This window comes from Streptomyces sp. NPDC088261, assembly GCF_044740805.1.
Lineage (GTDB): Bacteria > Actinomycetota > Actinomycetes > Streptomycetales > Streptomycetaceae > Streptomyces.
In genome coordinates this window covers 48,844-67,264 of record NZ_JBIURL010000019.1, presented here as the reverse complement: position 1 = coordinate 67,264, position 18,421 = coordinate 48,844, and the positions used below count along the sequence as shown (strand labels likewise).

The window sequence follows — 18,421 nt, the reverse complement described above, 5'->3', positions numbered from 1 at the left end:
CGGTCCTGCCGCCTTATTGACGGGGCCGTCCGGTATGGGCCACATTGAGCCCGGGGCAGGGGGGAATCGGTATGGCTCTTGGGGAGAGCTGCCCGGCGGAGTTCAGTGCGCGCACGGTGTACTCCGGTCTGGAGTCGCTGATGCGCCGTCGCCTCGGCAGGGAATGTCTTTACGTGCCGTCGTGCCGGTTCGGGCTGTACCTGGCCCTGCGCCACTGGTGCCCGCCCGGCGGGCGGGTCCTCATGTCGCCGGTCAACGACGACGTCATCTTCTTCGTCGTGCTCGCCGCCGGACTGCGGCCCGTACAGGCCCCGTTGCGTCCGTACGACGGGTCGATCGACCCGGACCGCGTGCCGGACGCCGACTGGCGGGGGCTGTCCGCCGTACTGACCACCCATCTGTACGGGAATCCCGACCCCGCTCCCGAACTGCGCGCCCGCTGCGACAGGTTGGGGATTCCACTGATCGAGGACGCCGCGCACGCGATCGGCAGCGTGGTGGGAGGCCGGCCCGTCGGCGGCTTCGGGGACGCGTCCGTGTTCAGCCTCTCCAAGCACGTGGGGGCCAAGACCGGCGGCTTCCTCGCCGTCGCGGATCCCGCTCTCCGTACGGAACTGGCCCTGGCCCGGGACGAGTTGCTGACACCCACCCGCCTCCGCGCCGAACTCGCCTACGCCGTACGCCCCTACGCCGAGGCCGGCGTGCGCGGGCTGCGTCTCGTACGGGCCGCCCGCGCCGCGTTACGGGCGCTCGGCCGGGAGGAGCGCGAGGCGATCCGGATGCCGCTGCGGGCCGGTGACCTCAAGCAGGCGCTGGCCGGGGAGCCGGGGCTGGACGGATTCCACTCCTGGGTGCGCGTCGACATGCACGACTACCGGCTGCGGCCGGGGCGCACCCGCCTGAGACGTACGGAGCGGCTGCTCACCGGACTCGACGCCCGCCTGGACGCCCACCGGGCCGGTGCGCGGCGGCTGTTGGACACCCCCTGGGGTGGCGGCGAGGGCCGGGAGGGGGCCGGGGTCCAGCCCCTGTTCCGCGTGCCCCTGCTCGTCGAGGACCGTGACGCGGCCGTCGCCGCCCTCGCCCGGCGCCGTATCACCACCGGCTATCTCTACGACCCCCCGCTCGACACCTACGCGGGCGAACTCTTCACCGATCCCTCCCCGCACCCCGCGCCGGCCGCCTGGTTCGCCCGGCACGCCCTGCCCGCCGATCCGCGCCGCGCCGACGAGATCATCCGGGTGCTCACCGCGTCCGGCGCCCGGCCGGCCGTGTGGGACGGGCGCGGCTGAGGTGGCCGAGACCACCCGGCTGCGCGGTCCCGCCGGCCCGGCCGGGGGGAAGCCGGAGGCCGCCGCGCCGGCCGGGCACGACTCGATGTTCCGTAACGCCTACGCGCTCATGCTCTCCACCGGCGTCTCCGCCGCCCTGGGCCTGGGCTTCTGGCTCGTCGCCGCCCGCTACTACACGGAGGAGGCCGTCGGGCAGGGCTCCGCCGCCATCGCCGCGATGCGGCTGCTCGCCTCGCTCACCGCCACCACGATGATCGGCGCGGTGGTGCGGTACGTGCCCCGGGCCGGGCGCGCCACCGGCTCGCTGGTCCTGCGCGCGTACGCCGTCAGTTCGCTGGTCGTGTGCGTCGCCTGTGTGGTGTTCCTGCTGACCCTCGACCTCTGGGGTCCGTCGTACGCGCCCCTCGACGGGCCCACCGCCGGGCTCGTCTTCACCGCGTCCTGCGTGACCTGGGCGCTGCTCACCCTCCAGGACGGGGTCCTGACCGGCCTGCGGAAGGCCGTCTGGGTGCCGGTCGGCAACGCCGTCTTCTCGATCGGGAAGCTGCTGCTGCTCGTCGCGTTCGCCACCGCGATGCCCGTCCTCGGGGTTTTCGTCTCGTGGGCCGCCGCCATCGCCCTGTCCGTCCTGCCGCTCGGCTGGCTGATCTTCCGCAGGCTCATCCCCCGGCAGGCCGAGGCCGACCACGACCGCGAGCCGCTGAGCCTCCGGGACATCGGGCGGTTCCTCGCCGGGGACTCGGTGGGGGCGCTGTTCAGCCTCGCGATGATCAATCTGCTGCCGGTGATGGTCGCGGTGCGCTTCGACGCGGCGCACAACGCCTTCTTCTACACGGCGTACACGGTCGGCGGCACGATGGAGTTCATGGCCATCAACATGGCCTCCTCGCTCACCGCGCACGCCTCGCACAGCCCGGAGCGGCTGGCGGAGGGGGTACGGGGGGCGCTGCGGCGGATGGCGGTCCTGCTGGTGCCCGTCGTCCTGGTGCTGGTGCTCTTCGCCCCGCAGGTGCTCGCGCCGTTCGGGCCCGACTACGCCGAGCACGGCACGACCGTGCTGCGGCTGCTGGCGGCCGCCGCGCTGCCGCGCGTGGTCGTGGAGCTGTACATCGGGGTGCTGCGGGTCCAGGGCCGTACGGGCATGCTCGCCGTCCTCCAGGGCGCGATGTGCCTGCTGGTGCTGGGCAGTGCGCTCTTCCTGCTCGGGCCGACGGGGATCTCCGGGGCGGGCCTGGCGATGCTGGGGTCGATGACGCTGGTCGCGCTGGTGGCGGCGCCGGGGCTGCGGGGGGCGCTCGGCGGGCGGGCGGCGCGTGCGGCCTCGCCGGCGCGGGTGGTGGGGCCGGTGCGGCGGGAGGGCTCGGGGCGCGGGGCGGGGCGGGCGGACGACGGGTACGGCACCAACTGGGCGCGGGAGAAGGCGTATCCGCGCGGCGCGTACCACCACGTGCGCCACCGCGCGCACCATCCCGTGGACCGCCCCGTGGACCGCCCCGCAGGACGACCGCCGGTGTCGCCGAGTCGTGCTCGCGAGCGTGAGGAGCGCTGGATCACGCTGCTGTGGCTGCTGCTCGGGCTGGCCGCCGGGCTCTTCTGGTCGCCGCTGGCGCGCGTGGTGCCGCTCGGCCAGGACCCGCTGACCGGGCGGGAGTTGTTCGACGCGCTGCCTCCGCTCACCCTCGCCGGGGGTGTGCTGCTGATCGTCGTCCAGTGCGCCGCCGCGTCGCTGGTCCGGCCGCGTCCGGTGCTGCTCGGGACGGGGCTGCTGATCAGTTTCGCGTCGCTGCACGCGGCGCCGCCGCTGCTGGGCGTACGGCCCGACCGGGCGTCGGGGCCGTGGCACGGGCCGGTCGTGGAGGTCCTGGTGGAGGCGGGCGGGGGGCGGTTCGGCCGGGACGAGGTCCTGCGGGCGCTGCCGGTGGCGCTGCAACTGCTGGGTCTCGGGCTGGCCGCGGTGGCCCTGTGGGCGGTACGGGCCGACGGCCGGGTCGCGGCCGGGGTGTTGTGGGTGCTGGTGATCACCGGCTGGGCGGCCCAGCACCCGTTCGCGGCCGCGCCCGTGCCGGTGTTCCTGGGGCTGGCGGGGGTGGCGGGCGCGGCGCTCACCGTACGTTCCGCTCCCCTCGTACGGCGTTACCCCCGGGGCAGCGGCTGGTTGAAGTAGCCGTCACGGCCCGCCTCGCGGTAACCCTCCAGCGCCGGGCCCTTGTTGACGGTCAGATCGCAGTTGGCGCCGGGCACCGGCCGGTTCCAGTGCACGAGTGCCTTCACCCTCGGCAGGGTGGGTGCGGTGTGCGGGATGTCCTCGTACCACTCGCGCTGCCGGTCGGGCCTGGCCGGGTCGGGTGCCGTACTGAACTCCGCGAGCATCACCGGCTTGGAGTCGGAGATGTTCGCGCGGAGCCAGTCGTACGACGGGCGCTGGCTGCGGTCGAAGTCGAGCCAGTCCGGGGAGTCGTGGCACCGGAAGTAGTTGTACTGGTCCATGCCGATCCAGTCGACGTACGCGTCCCCCGGGTAGAGCCGCTTCATCAGCTCGGCGTTCCCGAGGTAGCCGGACACCGTCCACACCCACACCACGTTGTCCACGCCGAGCTGCCGGAACCGGTCGTGGAGGTGGCGATAGGCGGCGACGAACTCCTCGGGGGTGCCGGCGTCGGGGGTGCGGAAGTCGGTCTCCTGGTCGAAGGAGAAGAAGACGCGCTTGCCGTACGCCTTGAGGCGGCGGGCCTGCGGATCGATGATCTCCTCGTCGAGGTCACCGGCGGCGACCCTGTCCCAACCGAGCTGCGTCTCGGTCCAGTCGCGGTGGTGCGGCTCCGTCCACACGGTGGACTCCCAGGCAAGCATCAGCATGCGGTCCTCGCCCAACTCCCTCTCGTCGGGGGTGAGGAGGGTTCCGTCGCGGTCGGTGCCGGACATGTCGTGGTAGTTGTAGACGAGGTCGAGCCTGCGGCCGATCTTCTTCTCCAGGCTGTGGACGGCGTCGGTGAGCGACCCGTTCTCCGCGTACGGGACGTACGCGCCCCACCAGGCTCCGCACGGCGGTTCCAGCAGGGCGGTGGGGGCGCAACTCGCCGGTGGGGCGGGTGCGTTCTCCTGCCGGTCGATCCAGAGGCCGGCACCGGTGAGCAGCGCGCCGACGACGGTGAGGGCGAGGGCGAGGAGGGCGGCTCCACGGGGGTCCCGGTGCGCCCGCTCGGTCATCGAGACGCCTCGGGGTCCGGCGCGGGTGCCGGGTCGGGCGCGGGTGCCGGGTCGGAGTCCGGCGGTTGGTGTGCGGCGCTCCCGGAGGCGGTGCGTGCCGCTGCGGGGAGCGGCAGGGCGGGCAGGAGGCTCGCGAGGGTGGTGACGGTGGCGAGCGAGCCGAGGAAGAGCGTCACCGAGAAGCCGGACACCAGGAACAGCGCCGTGGCGTCGAGCGCCGCGAGCGACAGGCTCAGGGGCGCGGCAAGCGCCAGCACCTCCAGCCGCGCACCGGGACGTGGCCGCCGCGGAAGCAGCAGCGCGAGACCGGGCCCGAGCCCGACGAAGAGAAGCACCGGCACCCACCGCCCCGCCGCCCCACCGGGCAGCGCGGTGACGGCGAGGGCCACCCAGCCGGAGAGAGCGAGACCGCCCCGGAGAACGAGGTGGTCGCGCGGCGGGAGGATGCGGGGGGTGCGGCGCGGAGCGGCGGGGTCGGTGGGCTCCGGGCGTGGGGCGGAGGGGGCGGTGGGCTCCGGGCGTGGGTCTGTGGGGGTGGTGGGCGTGGTCGGTCCGGGTTCGGGGGCGGTGGCCGTGGCGGCCTCGGCCACGCTGGGCCGGTCGGGGGTCGGGGTCCCTTCGGGCGGGGCGCCGTCGTTCTCGGGGTTTTCTGGTCGCATCTCGGCGGCCTCCACGTCAGGGGGTGGGTGCGGTGGGCTCGACGTGTTCCAGGACCAGGCCGTACCGGCTCTCCTCCACCACGCGGAAGTGCGGTGAGCGCTTCAGCGCCTCGGTCATGCGCGCGAAGCCGCCGGCCGGCAGATAGCCCTCGCCGATGGTCGCCTCCTCCTGCGTCGGGGTGAGGATCACGTACGCGGTCCGGCCGGCCGGGATGCCCGCGTCCAGGTACGCCGCCGGGTCCTTGAGCATCTTCAGGTTCTCCGGCACCTCCTGCTCCGTGAAGAACCAGCGCTCGTACCGGTCGTAGCGGTGGTACGCGCCCGGGAAGGACCCGGTCGTCGCGAGGATCAGCGACCCCTCCGGCGCCCGGTCGTAGGCGCGTTCGACCAGCGCGGTCTCCGCCGGCGGCGCGTACTGCATTCCTTCCTTGCCGTAGTACGAGGGCAGGAACCCGGCCAGCAGGACGACCAGCGCCACCGGCAGCGCCACCCCCGCCGCCCGGCGCGCGACGCGCCGCGCCCGCCCCGCCCCGGCGGCCGCCGGCACCAGCGCGGCGGCCGCGAAGAACGCCGTGCCCGGCAGCCCGAACAGGTAGACGCGGAACAGCATTTCGCCGCCGTAGTCGTTGACCGCGAACAGCGGCACCGGCGCCGCCGCCGCCAGCAGCAGCGGCAGCGCGCCGCGCGTCAGCCCGCGCCGCAGCAGGACGGCCGCCCCGGCCAGTACGGCGAGCGCGGCGACCATCAGGATGTTGGCCGTGCCCACCAACTCCGGCCCGGGACCGGTCGGTTCACCCGCGAACCCGGGGCGGGAGTTCTGGAGCAGCTGGCCCGCCGAGTCCCGCAGCGTGCCGAGCGTGTCCAGGAACAGCGGGCGGCCCATCGTCAGGTCCCAGATGAGCATGACCACCCCGGACACCACCAGCAGCCCGAGGTTGCGGTAGCGGCGGGTGAGGCAGAGCGCCATCAGGGTCATGCACAGCATGACGGGCGTCAGTTGGTGCGAGGCGTTGACGGCGGCGATCAGCGGGACGAGCACCGCCACCCCGATCGCCCGCTGGCGGCGCGTGGTGGACGGCGGCACGGGCGCCGCCGCCGGGTCGAGGCGGGCGCGTTCGCGCAGCCGTCCGGCGGAGCCCGGCCGCACGAAGTGCCGTACGACCACGGCGAACACGGTCAGGAAGAGCAGATACGCGAAGGCCTGCGGAGCGAGGTAGTCCTGGCCCACCCAGTTCGCCAGCTGGAAGATCCAGACCGCCGTCCACACCAGACGCCGGTCGTCGGTGAACGTGCGGTAGATGAGCACCAGCACCGGCATCATCAGCAACCCGAAGGCGACCGGCGCCCAGTTGGTGTACGCGGCGGCGCCCGCCACCCCGAAGGTCCTGACCAGCGCCGCGTTGAGGGAGAAGAAGCCGGGCCACTGGTCGTACGCCGACATCCCGCCGGACAGTTCGGTGTACGGATGGAAGGTGCCCTCGGCCAGCAGCCGGGCGATCACGGCGTCGTGCTTCGACGCCCAGGCGTAGCGCACCGAGTCGTACAGCAGGGCCGGCGGCGCCTTGAGCGCGACCAGCATGGCGGCGCAGTAGGCAGGCGGCCACCAGGGCGCGGCAGCGGCCCGGCGCAGGCTGACCAGGAAGCCGGCCGAGAGGACGGCCAGCGAGACGTAGAAGACGACCGGGAAGCGGTCGAGGAGCCCGAACTCCCCGATGTCGCGGAACCCGATCCGGGGTAACGACCAGGCCCACAGCCCACCGCCGACGACCAACGGGAGCCAGGAGAAGAGGAGTTGGGGGCGAAAGGGGGCGCGTGCCGTGCGCCCGGGAAGTGGCTCGTCCACTATCCGCGGGGAGTCCGCCGCCTCGGGAACGGGCTCCTGTACGGAGGGAGGCGCGCCGCCCCCCGAGACCGGTGTGGACACACGGTGCTGCACAGTGCGACTCCCCCCACAGATGTGGTCGCGGCCGTCACGCCGCTGTCCCTGAAGCGAAGTATAAGAACGGTCATCGTGTTTGTGTTGTTCTCGTACGCCCCTGTTGCACAAGGGAGTTGGGGTGCGCGCGGCCCGTACTACCCCGCGAACCGGGGTCCGCGCAGACGGGCCCGCGCCCTGCGGTACACCCGCCACCCCACCGTGGGCAACGCATCGCCGAACGGCGCGACCCGCGCCCTCTCCCCCTCCGCCGGTCTGCCGTCCATCCAGCGCTCGACGTCCCGCACGGTGTGCCGGCGGCGCAGGATGAGCCGGGCGATGCGGTACGACTCGTCGCGGGACGAGGAGAGCGCGTGCCGTACGGCGACGGCCGACGCGTACCCGGCGTCGGCGGAGGCGCGACGTACAGCGGGACTGTTGTAGCCGTGCGGGTAGGCCAGATGCGCCACCTCGTGGCCGAGGACGTCCTCCAACTCCGCCTTGGACTGGCGCAGTTCGCGGTGCAGCTCGCGCGCGGGGAGCGTGTCCAGCTGGGGGTGGGTGACGGTGTGCGCCCCCACCTCGATCCCGTACGACTCCAGTCGCGGCGCCTGCGTCAGCCGCATCATCGGGGCCGGCGGGAGGAGGCTGACGCGGCCCGGCGTGATGGCTCCGGTGGTCAGGTAGGCGGTCGCGGGCAGGTGGCGGGCGGCAAGCGCCTCGGCCGTGGGGCCCGGCAGGTCGGCGAAGCCGTCGTCGAAGGTGAGGACGACGGGCCGGGGCGGCAGCGGGCGGCGATCCACGAGGTGGCGGACGAGCACGCTGATCGGCACGGGCGTACGGCCGCTGGCCACCACGGCGTCCAGCTGCGCCGCGAAGTCCTGGGGCGCGACGGTGAATTCGGCGATCCAGGCGGGTGGGTGGTCCGTCACGGCGTGGTAGAGGAGGACGGGGATCGGGGGGCTCGTGGGTGCACCGCGCCCGCTCATGGCCTGCTGCTCCCGCGCTGCCGCAGCCGCGCCTTGAGGTAGCCGAGGGGGCCGTGGAGCATCCCCCGGCGCTCCAGCCGTGAGAGGCTGCGCGGCCAGGGGTGGGACTGGGCGCCGTGGACGCCGGGGACTCCGAAGGCTCCGGGGGCTCCGGCGCCGTCCCGTGCGCTGCCCGCCGATGCGCCGCCGGGCGTCGCTCTCCCGGCCGGACCGGCGCCGGGCACCGCTCCCCCGGCCGGTCCGTCCCGGTGCGCCGTGATCGCCCGGGCGTGGGCGAGGCCGCGCGGCAACTTCCGCAGGAGCGACGGGAGGAGGGCCGGGCGGCGGACCAGGATCGCGGTGAGGTACGCGGTGAGGCCGGCGCCGTATCCGTACGCCTGGTTTCTCAAGTCCTGCCACGTTTCCCGGTGGTGGTGCCAGACGAGCGCCTCGGGCGTGTAGCGCAGGCGGTGTCCCGCGCTCAGGACCCGGACGAAGGCGTAGAGGTCGTCGCCGCCCCTGGCGGGTGTCCCGGTGCCGGTGGCGGGGTCGAACCCGCCGACGGACGCGAGGACTTGGGCGCGGAAGGCCATGTTGGCGCCGGAGCCGAAGCTGCCCGCCGTGAACGGGAAGAGCGGTTCGTCGGCGGGCGGCGCGGCCGGGTCGTACAGCCGGGGTGTGAAGCCCTTGGCGAAGCCGCCGTGGCTCTCCAGCAGGATCTGGGCGGGGGTGGTGAGCCGGGCCGGGAGGATCAGGCCGGTGACGCAGCCGAGGCGGGGGTCGGCGGCGAACGGCTCGGCGAGGGCGGTGAGCCAGTGCGGATCGGCGACGACGTCGTCGTCGGTGAAGGCGAGCACCTCCCCCCGCGCGGCGGCGACGCCCCGGTTGTGGGCGGTGGCCAGGCCGGGGACCGGTTCCAGGACGTAGTCGACGCGGCCCGCGTAACGGCCCTGGACGAGGTCGCGGGTGGCGGTGGTGACGGGCGCGTTGTCGACGACGAGGACCTGGAAGTCCGGGTGGTCCTGGGCGAGGAGGGAGTCCAGCGCGCGGGCGAGCTGCCCGGCGCGCTCGCGGGTGGCGACGACGACGGTGGCGCGGGGAAGCGGCGGGGTGGGGCGCTCGGCGGACGGCGGGGGCACGGGCTGGGCGCGCGCCCGGTGTTCGGCGGACCTGCCCTGCGCGTGGTGCCGCTTCCGTACGGCCCACTCGGCGCGGAACGCCTCCGCGAGCACCTCCGCCGGGTCCTCACCGGCGCGCACGTGGGCGAGGACGGTCGCGGCCGGGTGGCCCCGAAGTCGTACGAGCGCGTACACCCCGCCCTCGCCGAGGGGCGGGCCGCCGGGCGCAGGGCGCAGCGACAGCACCTCCCCGTCGGGGCCGTCGAGATCGATCTCGGCGACCGCGAGCGGCGGCAGGTCGGGGAGTCCGGCGGCCCGCGCCGCCTCCTCCTCGGTCATCGTGTCCGGTGTACATGTCCGGTCGAGCACCGCGTACTCCCCCCGTCCGCTCCGCCGTGGTCACCGCTCACGCAGACGGCCCACCTGGTTCAGGGTCCGCTGCGCGTAACCGGCCAGCCTGGGCCGGTTCCGTACGAAACCGTGCGCGCGGCGGGCCGGTTCGCGGCCCAGCCAGGAGACGGCCGCCCGGGGCCCCGGCCGTACGGACGACCCCTCGTACACTCTCAGCGCGCCGGTCTTGAGCGCGTCCTTGTACTCCGCCGCGCCGCGCCCCAGGTCGAGCAGGCCGATTCCCTCGGCGGCGGCGGCCTCCGCCATCCGCAGATGGAGGATCAGACCGGGCGAGAACTTGGCGAACTCGGGGTCGTACGCGGGGAACCAGCACGACAGGACGGTGCGCGAGCGGAGCCCGAAGTGGGCGGCGACGGGGCGGTCCGCCGCGTACAGGACGGAGAGGACGCCGGAGCAGCCGGGTGTGCGCGTGGCCGCCAACTGCCGTACCAGCTCGGTGATCCACTCCTGGGCGAAGCGGTCGCGGCGGCCCGTCCTGCGGTACTGCGCGGACTTCCACTCCATGAGCGTGCGCAGCGCGCGGGGGTCGCGTTCGTCGAAGACGAAGCGTGTCCCGCCCGTCTGGCGGCCGAGTCTGCGTTCCTTCGCCGTGGTGGTTCTGAGGAACTTGGGCGACTGGGCGCGCAGGACCGCCTCGTACGCCTCGTACCCCTGACTGATGTCGATGACGGGTGACGCGAACTCCTCGGCGGCGGACGGGACGAAGAGGTCCTGGCCCGCTTCGAGGTTGTCGAACTCCCAGGCGGAGAGGGAGCAGGCGCGCAGCAACTCCCGCGCGGTGAGCCGCAGTCCGGGGCGGAGAACCGCGCCCTGGCAGTCCGAGACGCCCATCCCGATGGCTCTGCCCCGGCCCAACGGGCCTTTCTCGTACGGGAAGAAGCCCACGGGCTCGGCCCCATCACCGTCACCGTCCCCGTCCCGGTCGGCCGCCCGTACGACGGCGATCCTGGACCGGGGGCGTACCCGGCCGACCGCCCGGGTGAACTCCGGTTCCATGAACGGGTTGGCGGGGGTGCCGGACGTGGCGCGCAGCTCCCGCCAGGCCGCCGCCTCCGCCTCGCTCAGGTCGGCCGGCGCCACCACCCGGATGCGCGCGGCACTGCGTACGTCGCTCAAGTCGACCCCCCGGTCCGCTGCCGCGTCCACGTCCCCCATGAACTCGCGCGTGGGCGCGCACTCGTGAGGACGGTACCGGCCCAAAACCCTCGCGGACAGTGCCGGTCGCCCACCCTGTGACGGATCCGTCGAGGAGGCGGGAGGGGTGGGGCGGGAGAGGTTTCAGGGGCGGTTCCGGAGGTCGCGCTCTCCGGGCAGGACGCGGACCCCGCTCCGCCAGACCGACGACACCAGCGGGACGCCGGGGCGGTAGGCGAGGTGGACGTGGCTCGGGGCGTCCAGGACGGTGAGGTCCGCGCGGGCGCCCGGGGTGAGGCGGCCGATGTCCGTACGGCGCAGGGCCCGCGCGCCGCCGGCCGTGGCCGACCAGACCGCCTCGTCGGGGCTCATGTGCATGTCCCGTACAGCGAGGGCGATACAGAACGGCATCGAGGAGGTGAAGGACGAGCCGGGATTGCAGTCGGTGGAGAGGGCGACGGTCGCGCCCGCGTCGAGGAGCCTGCGGGCGTCGGGCCACGCGGCGCGGGTGGAGAACTCGGCGCCGGGGAGCAGCGTGGCGACCGTGTCGCTGTGGGCGAGCGCGTCCACGTCCGCGTCGGTGAGGTGGGTGCAGTGGTCGGCGGAGGCGGCGTCGAGTTCGACCGCGAGCTGGACGCCGGGGCCGTACGACAGCTGGTTGGCGTGGATCCGGGGGTGCAGGCCCTTGGCGCGGCCCGCGAGGAGGATCGCGCGGGCCTGGTCGCCGTCGAAGGCGCCGGTCTCGCAGAAGACGTCGATCCAGCGGGCGTACGGGGCGCAGGCGTCGAGCATGTCGCCCGTGACGAGCGCGACGTACGCGGCGGGGTCGTCGGCGTGGTCGGGCGGGACGATGTGGGCGCCGAGGTAGGTGACCTCGTCGGTGTGCTCGCCCGCGAGGCGCAGGGAGCGTGCCTCGTCCTCGACGGTCAGGCCGTAGCCGGACTTGGTCTCCAGCGTGGTGGTGCCCTGGCGCAGGGCCTCCGCGACATAGCGGGCGAGGGTGGCGTCCAGGTCGGCGTCGGAGGCGGCGCGGGTCGCGGCGACGGTGGTGCGGATGCCGCCGGCGGTGTAGGCGCGGCCGGACATCCTGGCGTTGAACTCGGCGGTGCGGTCGCCGGCGAAGACCAGGTGGGAGTGGGAGTCGACGAAGCCGGGGACGACGGCCCGGCCGCCGAGGTCGAGGGCGTTGTCAGTGGGGGGTGCTTTGCTTGATTCACCGACCCAGACGACACGGTCGCCTTCGATGACGACGGCCGCGTCCTGGATCAGACCGATGGGGGATCCATCACCGAGGGAGGGGTCGTTGGTGACCAGACCGGCGATGTGGGTGAGGGCGGTGGTCGCCGCTGTGGTGGGGGTGTGCCGGGGGGTGTCCGGCGTGCTCGTGGGCATGGGGGAGGTGCGCTCCTTCGGCGGCTTGGCCGCGGGCCGGACGTCGAGTGGTGCGGGACGGGGGTCCGTCGGGCCCGCGGGGGTCAGGCGCGGCGGGACAGGGCTCCGATCGCGTCGGCGAGGGCCCGCGCGGTGTCGGGGACCTGTGTGTGGACCCCGTCCCGGACGACATGACGACCGCTCACGACCGTGTGGCGTACATCAGCGGCGGAGGCGGCGAATACGGCGGTCTCCGCTCCGAGCCGGGGCAGGGGTCCCGCTGTCCTGACCGAGTCCAGGGCGATCGTGACGAGGTCGGCGAGCGCCCCTTGTTCGATCCGGCCCGCCTCGGGCCAGCCGAGCGCCGCGTGGCCGTCGGCGGAGGCGGCGTGGAGCAGGGCGCCGGCCGTCCAGTGGCCCCGGGTGCGGGTGCGCAGCCGTTCGTTGAGTTCCATCGCGCGGGCCTCTTCGAAGAGGTCGATCACGGCGTGGCTGTCGCTGCCGAGCGAGAGCGGCGAGCCCGCGCGCTGGAGCTGGGCGGCGGGTCCGATGCCGTCGGCGAGGTCGCGCTCGGTGGTGGGGCACATGCAGGTGCCGGTGTGGGTGGCGCCCAGCAGCGCGATGTCCTCGGGGGTGACGTGCGTGTTGTGGATGCCGGTGGTGCGGGCGCCGAGGACGTCGTGGTCGGCGAGGAGCTGCACGGGGGTACGGCCGTGGACGGCGAGGCAGGCCTCGTTCTCGGCGGCCTGCTCGGAGAGGTGGACGTGGAGGGGGGCGCGGCGGGCCCGGGCCCACGCGGCGACGGTCGGGAGCTGTTCGGCCGGGACGGCCCGTACGGAATGGATCGCCGCGCCGATCCGGGCGTGGGGGCCGTCCTTGAGGGCGGAGGCCCGCTCCGCCCAGGCGTCGGCGGTGCCGTCGGAGAAGCGGACCTGGTGACGGTCGGGGGCCGCCCCGCCTCGCCGCTTGGAGACGCCGGACGAGAGATAGGCGGTGTCGAGCAGGGTGATCCTGATGCCGGCGTCGGCGGCGGCCGCGATGAGGGCCTCGCCCATCGCGTTCGGATCGTCGTAGGGGATGCCGTTGGCGCCGTGGTGGAGGTAGTGGAACTCACCCACGCAGGTGATACCGGCCAGGGCCATCTCGGCGTACACGGCCCGGGCGAGGGCGTGGTACGTGTCGGGGGTGAGCCGGGCGGCGGTGCGGTACATCAGCTCGCGCCAGGTCCAGAAGGTGCCGGAGCCGACCTGGGTGGTGCCGCGCAGGGCGCGGTGGAAGGCGTGCGAGTGGGTGTTGGCGAGCCCGGGGAGGGTGAGTCCGCGCAGGGCCACAGCGCCCGGGGGCCGGGTGTCGGTCTCGGTGCGGACGGCGGTGATCCTGCCGTCGGCGACCTCGACGGCCACGCCGGGCTCGACGTGGTGGTCGAGCCAGGCATGCTCCAGCCAGTAGGTGCTACGGGGGCCTTGCCGGTCCTGCGACTGCTGCGGTCCCTGCGTCATGCGCACGCCAGTCCTTCCAGTACGTCGGCCAGGGCGAGGACGCCCGCCAGGCAGTCGTCCTCGGCCGCGGATTCGGCCGGGGAGTGCGATACGCCGGTCGGGTTCCGTACGAACAGCATGGCGGTTGGAATGGATCCGGACAAAATACCCGCGTCGTGCCCGGCGCCGGTGCCGAGGACCGGGACGGAGGTACGGCCGGCGGCGCGACCGGACGTGGGTCCGGACGTGGGACGCGGGGCGGGACCGGACAGGATCCTGGCCAGCTCGTCGCGCAGGGCGTGCTCGAACTCGACGACGGGCGTGAAGGACTCCCGTACGACGGTCAGGTCGATCCCGGCGCGTTCGGCGGCCTCACGGGCCGCCGCCTCGATCCCCGCGACGACGGTGTCCAGGGTGGCCTGGTCGGCGGCGCGGGAGTCCAGCCAGCCACGGACGAGGGAGGGGATGGCGTTGACCCCGTTGGGTTCGACGGAGATCTTGCCGAAGGTGGCGAGGGCTCCGGCCAGCTCGGCCTCGCGGCGGGCGGCGAGGACGGTCTCCGCGTACGTCAGCATCGGGTCGCGGCGGTCGGCGAGGCGGGTGGTGCCCGCGTGGTTGGCCTCGCCGTGGAAGTCGAACCGCCAGCGGCCGTGCGGCCAGATCGCCGAGGCGATGCCGACCGGGTCGCCGGAGAGGTCGAGGGCGCGGCCCTGCTCGACGTGCAGTTCGACGAACGCGCCGATACGGGCCAGGCGCCCGGGGTCCGGGCCGAGGGTGGCGGGGTCGTGTCCGGCGGCCTCCATCGCCCGGGGCAGGGAGACGCCGTCGCCGTCGCGCAGCTCGTACGCCTTCTCGGCGGTGAGCTGCCCGGTGGTGAGACGGGAGCCGACGCAGGCGAGACCGAAGCGGGCCCCTTCCTCGTCGCCGAAGTTGGTGACGGCCAGGGGCCTGGTGAAGCGCGCTCCCCTGCGGCGCAGTTCGTCCAGGGCGGCGAAGGAGGACACCACACCGAGCGGGCCGTCGAAGGCGCCGCCGTCGGGGACGGAGTCGAGGTGGGAGCCGGTGACGACGGCGTCCCCGGCGAGGGGGTCGCCGAGCCAGGCCCACTGGTTGCCGTTGCGGTCGATCTCGTGGGCCAGGCCGCGGGTCTCGGCCTGGGCGCGGAACCAGGCGCGGCAGTCGGTGTCGGCGGCGGTCCAGGCGTAGCGCCGGTAGCCGTGGCTGGTGGCGTCGCGTCCGAGGGGGGCGAGGTCGCGCCACATCTCCTGGAAGGAGGGCGGGTTCCCGGACGCCCCGGCCGCCCTGGCTCCCCCCGCTTCCCCGGCGTCCCCGGCGGGGGTGCCGGGTTCGCGGGCGGGCGGCGCGGGGTGCGGGGTCCGGGGGCTCACGCGGGGGTGCCGTCCGTCGAGGAGGTGGCGGACCCGGCGGGGGCGGACCCGGCGGTGGGGGACTCTGCCGTGGAGGATTCCTCGGCGGCGCCCTCGCGCATCGGGACGCGGACGCCGCGCTCCTCGGCGACCCTCTCCGCGATGGTGTAACCGGCGTCGACGTGGCGGATGACGCCCATGCCCGGGTCGTTCGTCAGGACGCGGCGGATCTTCTCGCCGGCGAGCTTCGTGCCGTCGGCGACGGTGACCTGTCCGGCGTGGAGGGAGCGGCCCATGCCGACGCCGCCGCCGTGGTGGATGGAGACCCAGGAGGCGCCGGAGGCGACGTTGACCATGGCGTTGAGGAGCGGCCAGTCGGCGATGGCGTCGGAGCCGTCGAGCATGGACTCGGTCTCGCGGTACGGGGACGCCACCGAGCCCGCGTCCAGGTGGTCGCGGCCGATGACGACGGGCGCGGCCAGCTCGCCGGAGGCGACCATGTCGTTGAACCGCTCGCCCGCCTTGTCGCGCTCGCCGTACCCGAGCCAGCAGATGCGGGCCGGGAGGCCCTGGAAGTGGACGCGTTCGCCGGCCAGCTTGATCCAGCGGTGGAGGGACTCGTTCTCGGGGAAGAGTTCGAGGATCGCCCGGTCGGTCCTGTGGATGTCGGACGCCTCGCCGGACAGGGCCGCCCAGCGGAAGGGCCCCTTGCCCTCGCTGAACAGCGGCCTGATGTAGGCGGGTACGAAGCCGGGGAAGGCGAACGCCCGCTCGTACCCGGCGAGCTGGGCCTCGCCCCGGATGGAGTTGCCGTAGTCGAAGACCTCGGCGCCCGCGTCCATGAAGCCGACCATCGCCTCGACGTGCCGCGCCATCGACTCCCGGGCGCGCAGGGTGAAGTCGGCGGGCTTCTCGGCGGCGTACGCGGCCATGTCGTCGAAGTCCACGCCGAGCGGGAGGTAGGCGAGCGGGTCGTGCGCGGAGGTCTGGTCCGTGACGATGTCGACCGGGGCGCCCTCGGCGAGCATGCGGGGCAGCAGTTCGGCCGCGTTGCCCAGCAGCCCGATGGAGAGCGGGCGGCGCGCGTCGCGGGCCTCGGTGGCCAGCCGGAGGGCGTGGGCGAGGTTGTCGGCCCGCACGTCCAGGTAGCGGTGCTCGATCCGGCGCTCGATGGCGCGCGGGTCGCAGTCGATACAGATGACCACGCCGTCGTTCATGGTCACGGCGAGCGGCTGGGCGCCGCCCATGCCGCCGAGCCCGGCCGTGAGGGTGATCGTCCCGGCGAGCGTGCCGCCGAACTTCTTCGCGGCGACGGCGGCGAACGTCTCGTACGTGCCCTGGAGGATGCCCTGGGTCCCGATGTAGATCCACGAGCCGGCCGTCATCTGCCCGTACATGGTGAGCCCGAGGGCCTCCAGGCGCCGGAACTCCTCCCAGTTCGCCCAGTCCCCCACCAGGTTGGAGTTGGCGAGCAGCACGCGGGGCGCCCACTCGTGCGTCTGCATCACGCCCACCGGGCGGCCGGACTGGACGAGCATCGTCTCGTCCTGCTTGAGCGTGCGCAGCGTACGGACCATGGCGTCGAAGGAGCGCCAGTCGCGGGCGGCCTTGCCGGTGCCGCCGTAGACGACGAGCTGGTCGGGGTGTTCGGCGACCTCGGGGTCGAGGTTGTTCTGGAGCATGCGGAGGGCGGCCTCCTGCTGCCATCCCAGGGCGCTCAGTTCCGTACCGCGCGCTGCCCGTACGGGGCGGGGTCCTGACATGGCGGTGCCTCCTCCATGGGGGTGGTGCACAGTGGATCATGTGGGCCGTGCACGTCATGTTGGCCGATCTATTCACATCCTGAACGGATGAATAGTTGTAGTCAACAGGCGCGAGGCGCACGCGGTCCGATCGGGGGCAGATCGACCGCAAATCGACGGCGATCGGCCGACAACGATGATTGGCTGGCCACCATGGGCCTGGACCGCGAGAACGACCGAGACCGAGACCGGGGTCGCGACCACGACAGCGACCACGAGCGCGAGCGTGACCACGAGCGCGAGCGCGACGACCAGCACGACCGGGACGGCGGCGCGCCCGCCCGGCGTGACCGCGCCGTGCGCGCCGCCGTCGCGCAAGGGCTGCTCACCGAGGACCGGCCCGTGATCGCCCTGCTCGACGTGGCCGGGATCCGCGCCTCCGCCGCCGCGCTCCGTACCGCGTTCGCCGAGGTCACCGCCCCGGGCACCGCCGTCCTGCACGCCTTCGCCGTCAAGGCCACCCCGCTGGTGCCGGTCCTGCGGCTGCTGAACGACGAGGGCATCGGCGCCGAGGTCGCGAGCCCCGGCGAGCTGGCGCTGGCCAGGGCCGCGGGCGTCCCGGCGGAGCACACCGTCCTCGACTCCCCCGCCAAGACCACCGCCGAGCTGCGCGAGGCCCTCGCCCTCGGCATCGCGGTCAACGCCGACAACCCGCAGGAGCTGGGCCGCCTGGACGCGCTCGTCGCCGACGCCCCCGGCCCCCGCTCCCCGATCGGCCTGCGCGTCAACCCCCAGGTCGGCGGCGGTTCCATCGGCGCGCTGTCCACCGCCACCGCGACGTCCAAGTTCGGCGTCGCGCTCCGCGACGAGGGCTCCCGCGCCTGGGTCGTCCGCGCCTGCCTCGACCGGCCCTGGCTCACCCGGCTGCACACCCACACCGGCTCGCAGGGCGTCCCGCTGGAGCTGCTGGCACGCGGCGTCCGGGCGGCGTACGAACTGGCCGAGGAGATCAACGCGGCCGTCGGCCGGCGGCAGATCGACACCCTGGACCTCGGCGGCGGCCTCCCGGTCAACTTCGCCTCGGACGAGGAGACCCCGACGTACGCCACCTACGCGCGGCTGCTGCGGGACACCGTCCCCGGGCTGTTCGACGGCAGGTACGGCCTGGTCACCGAGTTCGGCCGCTCGCTGCTCGCCAAGCACGGCACGGTCCTGGCCCGCGTCGAGTACGCCAAGTCCGCGGGCGGCCGCCCGATCGCGGTCACCCACGCGGGCGCGCAGCTCGCCACCCGTACGGTCTACGACCCCGCCTCCTGGCCGCTGCGCATCGCCGCGTACGACGCCGAGGGGCGCCCGAGCACGGCCCAGGTGGTGGCCCAGGACGTCGCGGGACCGGCCTGCTTCGCGGGCGACCTCCTCGCCGAGAACCGGGCCCTGCCGCTGCTGGGGCAGGGGGACCTGGTGGCGGCGCTGGACACCGGCGCGTACTACTTCTCGAACCACTACGCGTACAACAGCCTGGCCCGGCCGGGGATCTACGGGTTCGTACAGTCCCCCGACGGCGGCGGAGACCGCGACGGGGTGCGCTTCGCTACCGTACGGACTCCCCAGACGGTCGAGGAGATCGTCGCCGAGTCGGGCGGACCGCACGCGGACGCGTTGCGCGCGGACGCGTCAGCCGCAGACGCGTCGCACCCGGACGCATCGCCCGCGGACGCGTCGCCCGCGGATCATGACACGCCCCCGAGGAGTCTCTGAC

13 protein-coding genes are annotated in these 18,421 nt (G+C 74.1%); 3 read left to right on the top strand and 10 right to left on the bottom strand.

All coding sequences use genetic code 11. The features are described 5' to 3' along the window. Positions 1-140 precede the first annotated feature (140 nt). Both ACIODU_RS28875 and ACIODU_RS28870 read left to right on the top strand, forming a co-directional pair. Entirely contained in the window at positions 141-1,292 is a 1,152-nt protein-coding gene (locus ACIODU_RS28875; RefSeq protein WP_401771300.1) for a DegT/DnrJ/EryC1/StrS family aminotransferase, read from the top strand. Between the two features lies 1 nt (position 1,293). Then, a complete protein-coding gene (locus ACIODU_RS28870; RefSeq protein WP_401771193.1) occupies positions 1,294-3,456 on the top strand; it encodes a lipopolysaccharide biosynthesis protein in 2,163 nt (720 codons plus the stop codon). On the opposite strand, the gene ACIODU_RS28865 is transcribed toward ACIODU_RS28870, so the two are convergent. The 10 genes from ACIODU_RS28865 to hutU all read right to left on the bottom strand — a co-directional run bounded on the left by ACIODU_RS28865 (position 3,426) and on the right by hutU (position 16,683). Continuing rightward, positions 3,426-4,499 carry a glycoside hydrolase family 26 protein gene (locus ACIODU_RS28865; RefSeq protein WP_401771190.1) on the bottom strand — a complete coding sequence of 358 codons (1,074 nt, stop codon included), beginning with the start codon at positions 4,497-4,499 and terminating at the stop codon, positions 3,426-3,428. The genes ACIODU_RS28870 and ACIODU_RS28865 overlap by 31 nt on opposite strands. Beyond that, a complete protein-coding gene (locus ACIODU_RS28860) occupies positions 4,496-5,158 on the bottom strand; it encodes a hypothetical protein (RefSeq protein WP_401771187.1) in 663 nt (220 codons plus the stop codon). Before ACIODU_RS28860 ends, ACIODU_RS28865 begins: the two co-directional genes overlap by 4 nt. A 16-nt stretch (positions 5,159-5,174) precedes the next feature. After that, positions 5,175-7,094, bottom strand: coding sequence for a hypothetical protein (locus ACIODU_RS28855; RefSeq protein WP_401771186.1), 1,920 nt, complete (start codon positions 7,092-7,094; stop codon positions 5,175-5,177). Between the two features lie 137 nt (positions 7,095-7,231). Continuing rightward, entirely contained in the window at positions 7,232-8,062 is an 831-nt protein-coding gene (locus ACIODU_RS28850) for a polysaccharide deacetylase family protein (protein WP_401771184.1), read from the bottom strand. Next, positions 8,059-9,498, bottom strand: a complete 1,440-nt coding sequence (locus ACIODU_RS28845) for a glycosyltransferase (RefSeq protein ID WP_401771182.1) — start codon at positions 9,496-9,498, stop codon at positions 8,059-8,061. Before ACIODU_RS28845 ends, ACIODU_RS28850 begins: the two co-directional genes overlap by 4 nt. A 60-nt stretch (positions 9,499-9,558) precedes the next feature. After that, complete coding sequence (locus ACIODU_RS28840) at positions 9,559-10,725, bottom strand: GNAT family N-acetyltransferase (RefSeq protein WP_401771179.1); 1,167 nt, start codon at positions 10,723-10,725, stop codon at positions 9,559-9,561. 123 nt (positions 10,726-10,848) lie between these two features. Further along, a complete protein-coding gene (hutI, locus tag ACIODU_RS28835) occupies positions 10,849-12,096 on the bottom strand; it encodes an imidazolonepropionase (protein WP_401771176.1) in 1,248 nt (415 codons plus the stop codon). Between the two features lie 83 nt (positions 12,097-12,179). After that, the gene (locus ACIODU_RS28830; RefSeq protein WP_401771173.1) at positions 12,180-13,574 is read right to left on the bottom strand and encodes a formimidoylglutamate deiminase; all 1,395 of its coding nucleotides are present in this window, start codon (positions 13,572-13,574) and stop codon (positions 12,180-12,182) included. Continuing rightward, the gene (locus ACIODU_RS28825; protein WP_356429581.1) at positions 13,571-14,815 is read right to left on the bottom strand and encodes an allantoate amidohydrolase; all 1,245 of its coding nucleotides are present in this window, start codon (positions 14,813-14,815) and stop codon (positions 13,571-13,573) included. Before ACIODU_RS28825 ends, ACIODU_RS28830 begins: the two co-directional genes overlap by 4 nt. 122 nt (positions 14,816-14,937) lie before the next feature. Then, complete coding sequence (gene hutU / locus ACIODU_RS28820; RefSeq protein WP_401771170.1) at positions 14,938-16,683, bottom strand: urocanate hydratase; 1,746 nt, start codon at positions 16,681-16,683, stop codon at positions 14,938-14,940. Positions 16,684-16,875: 192 nt separating this feature from the next. Between hutU and ACIODU_RS28815 the strand changes: the two genes are divergently transcribed. Beyond that, positions 16,876-18,420: a diaminopimelate decarboxylase gene (locus tag ACIODU_RS28815; protein ID WP_401771168.1), complete on the top strand. Its 1,545-nt coding sequence runs from the start codon at positions 16,876-16,878 to the stop codon at positions 18,418-18,420. Position 18,421 lies beyond the last annotated feature (1 nt).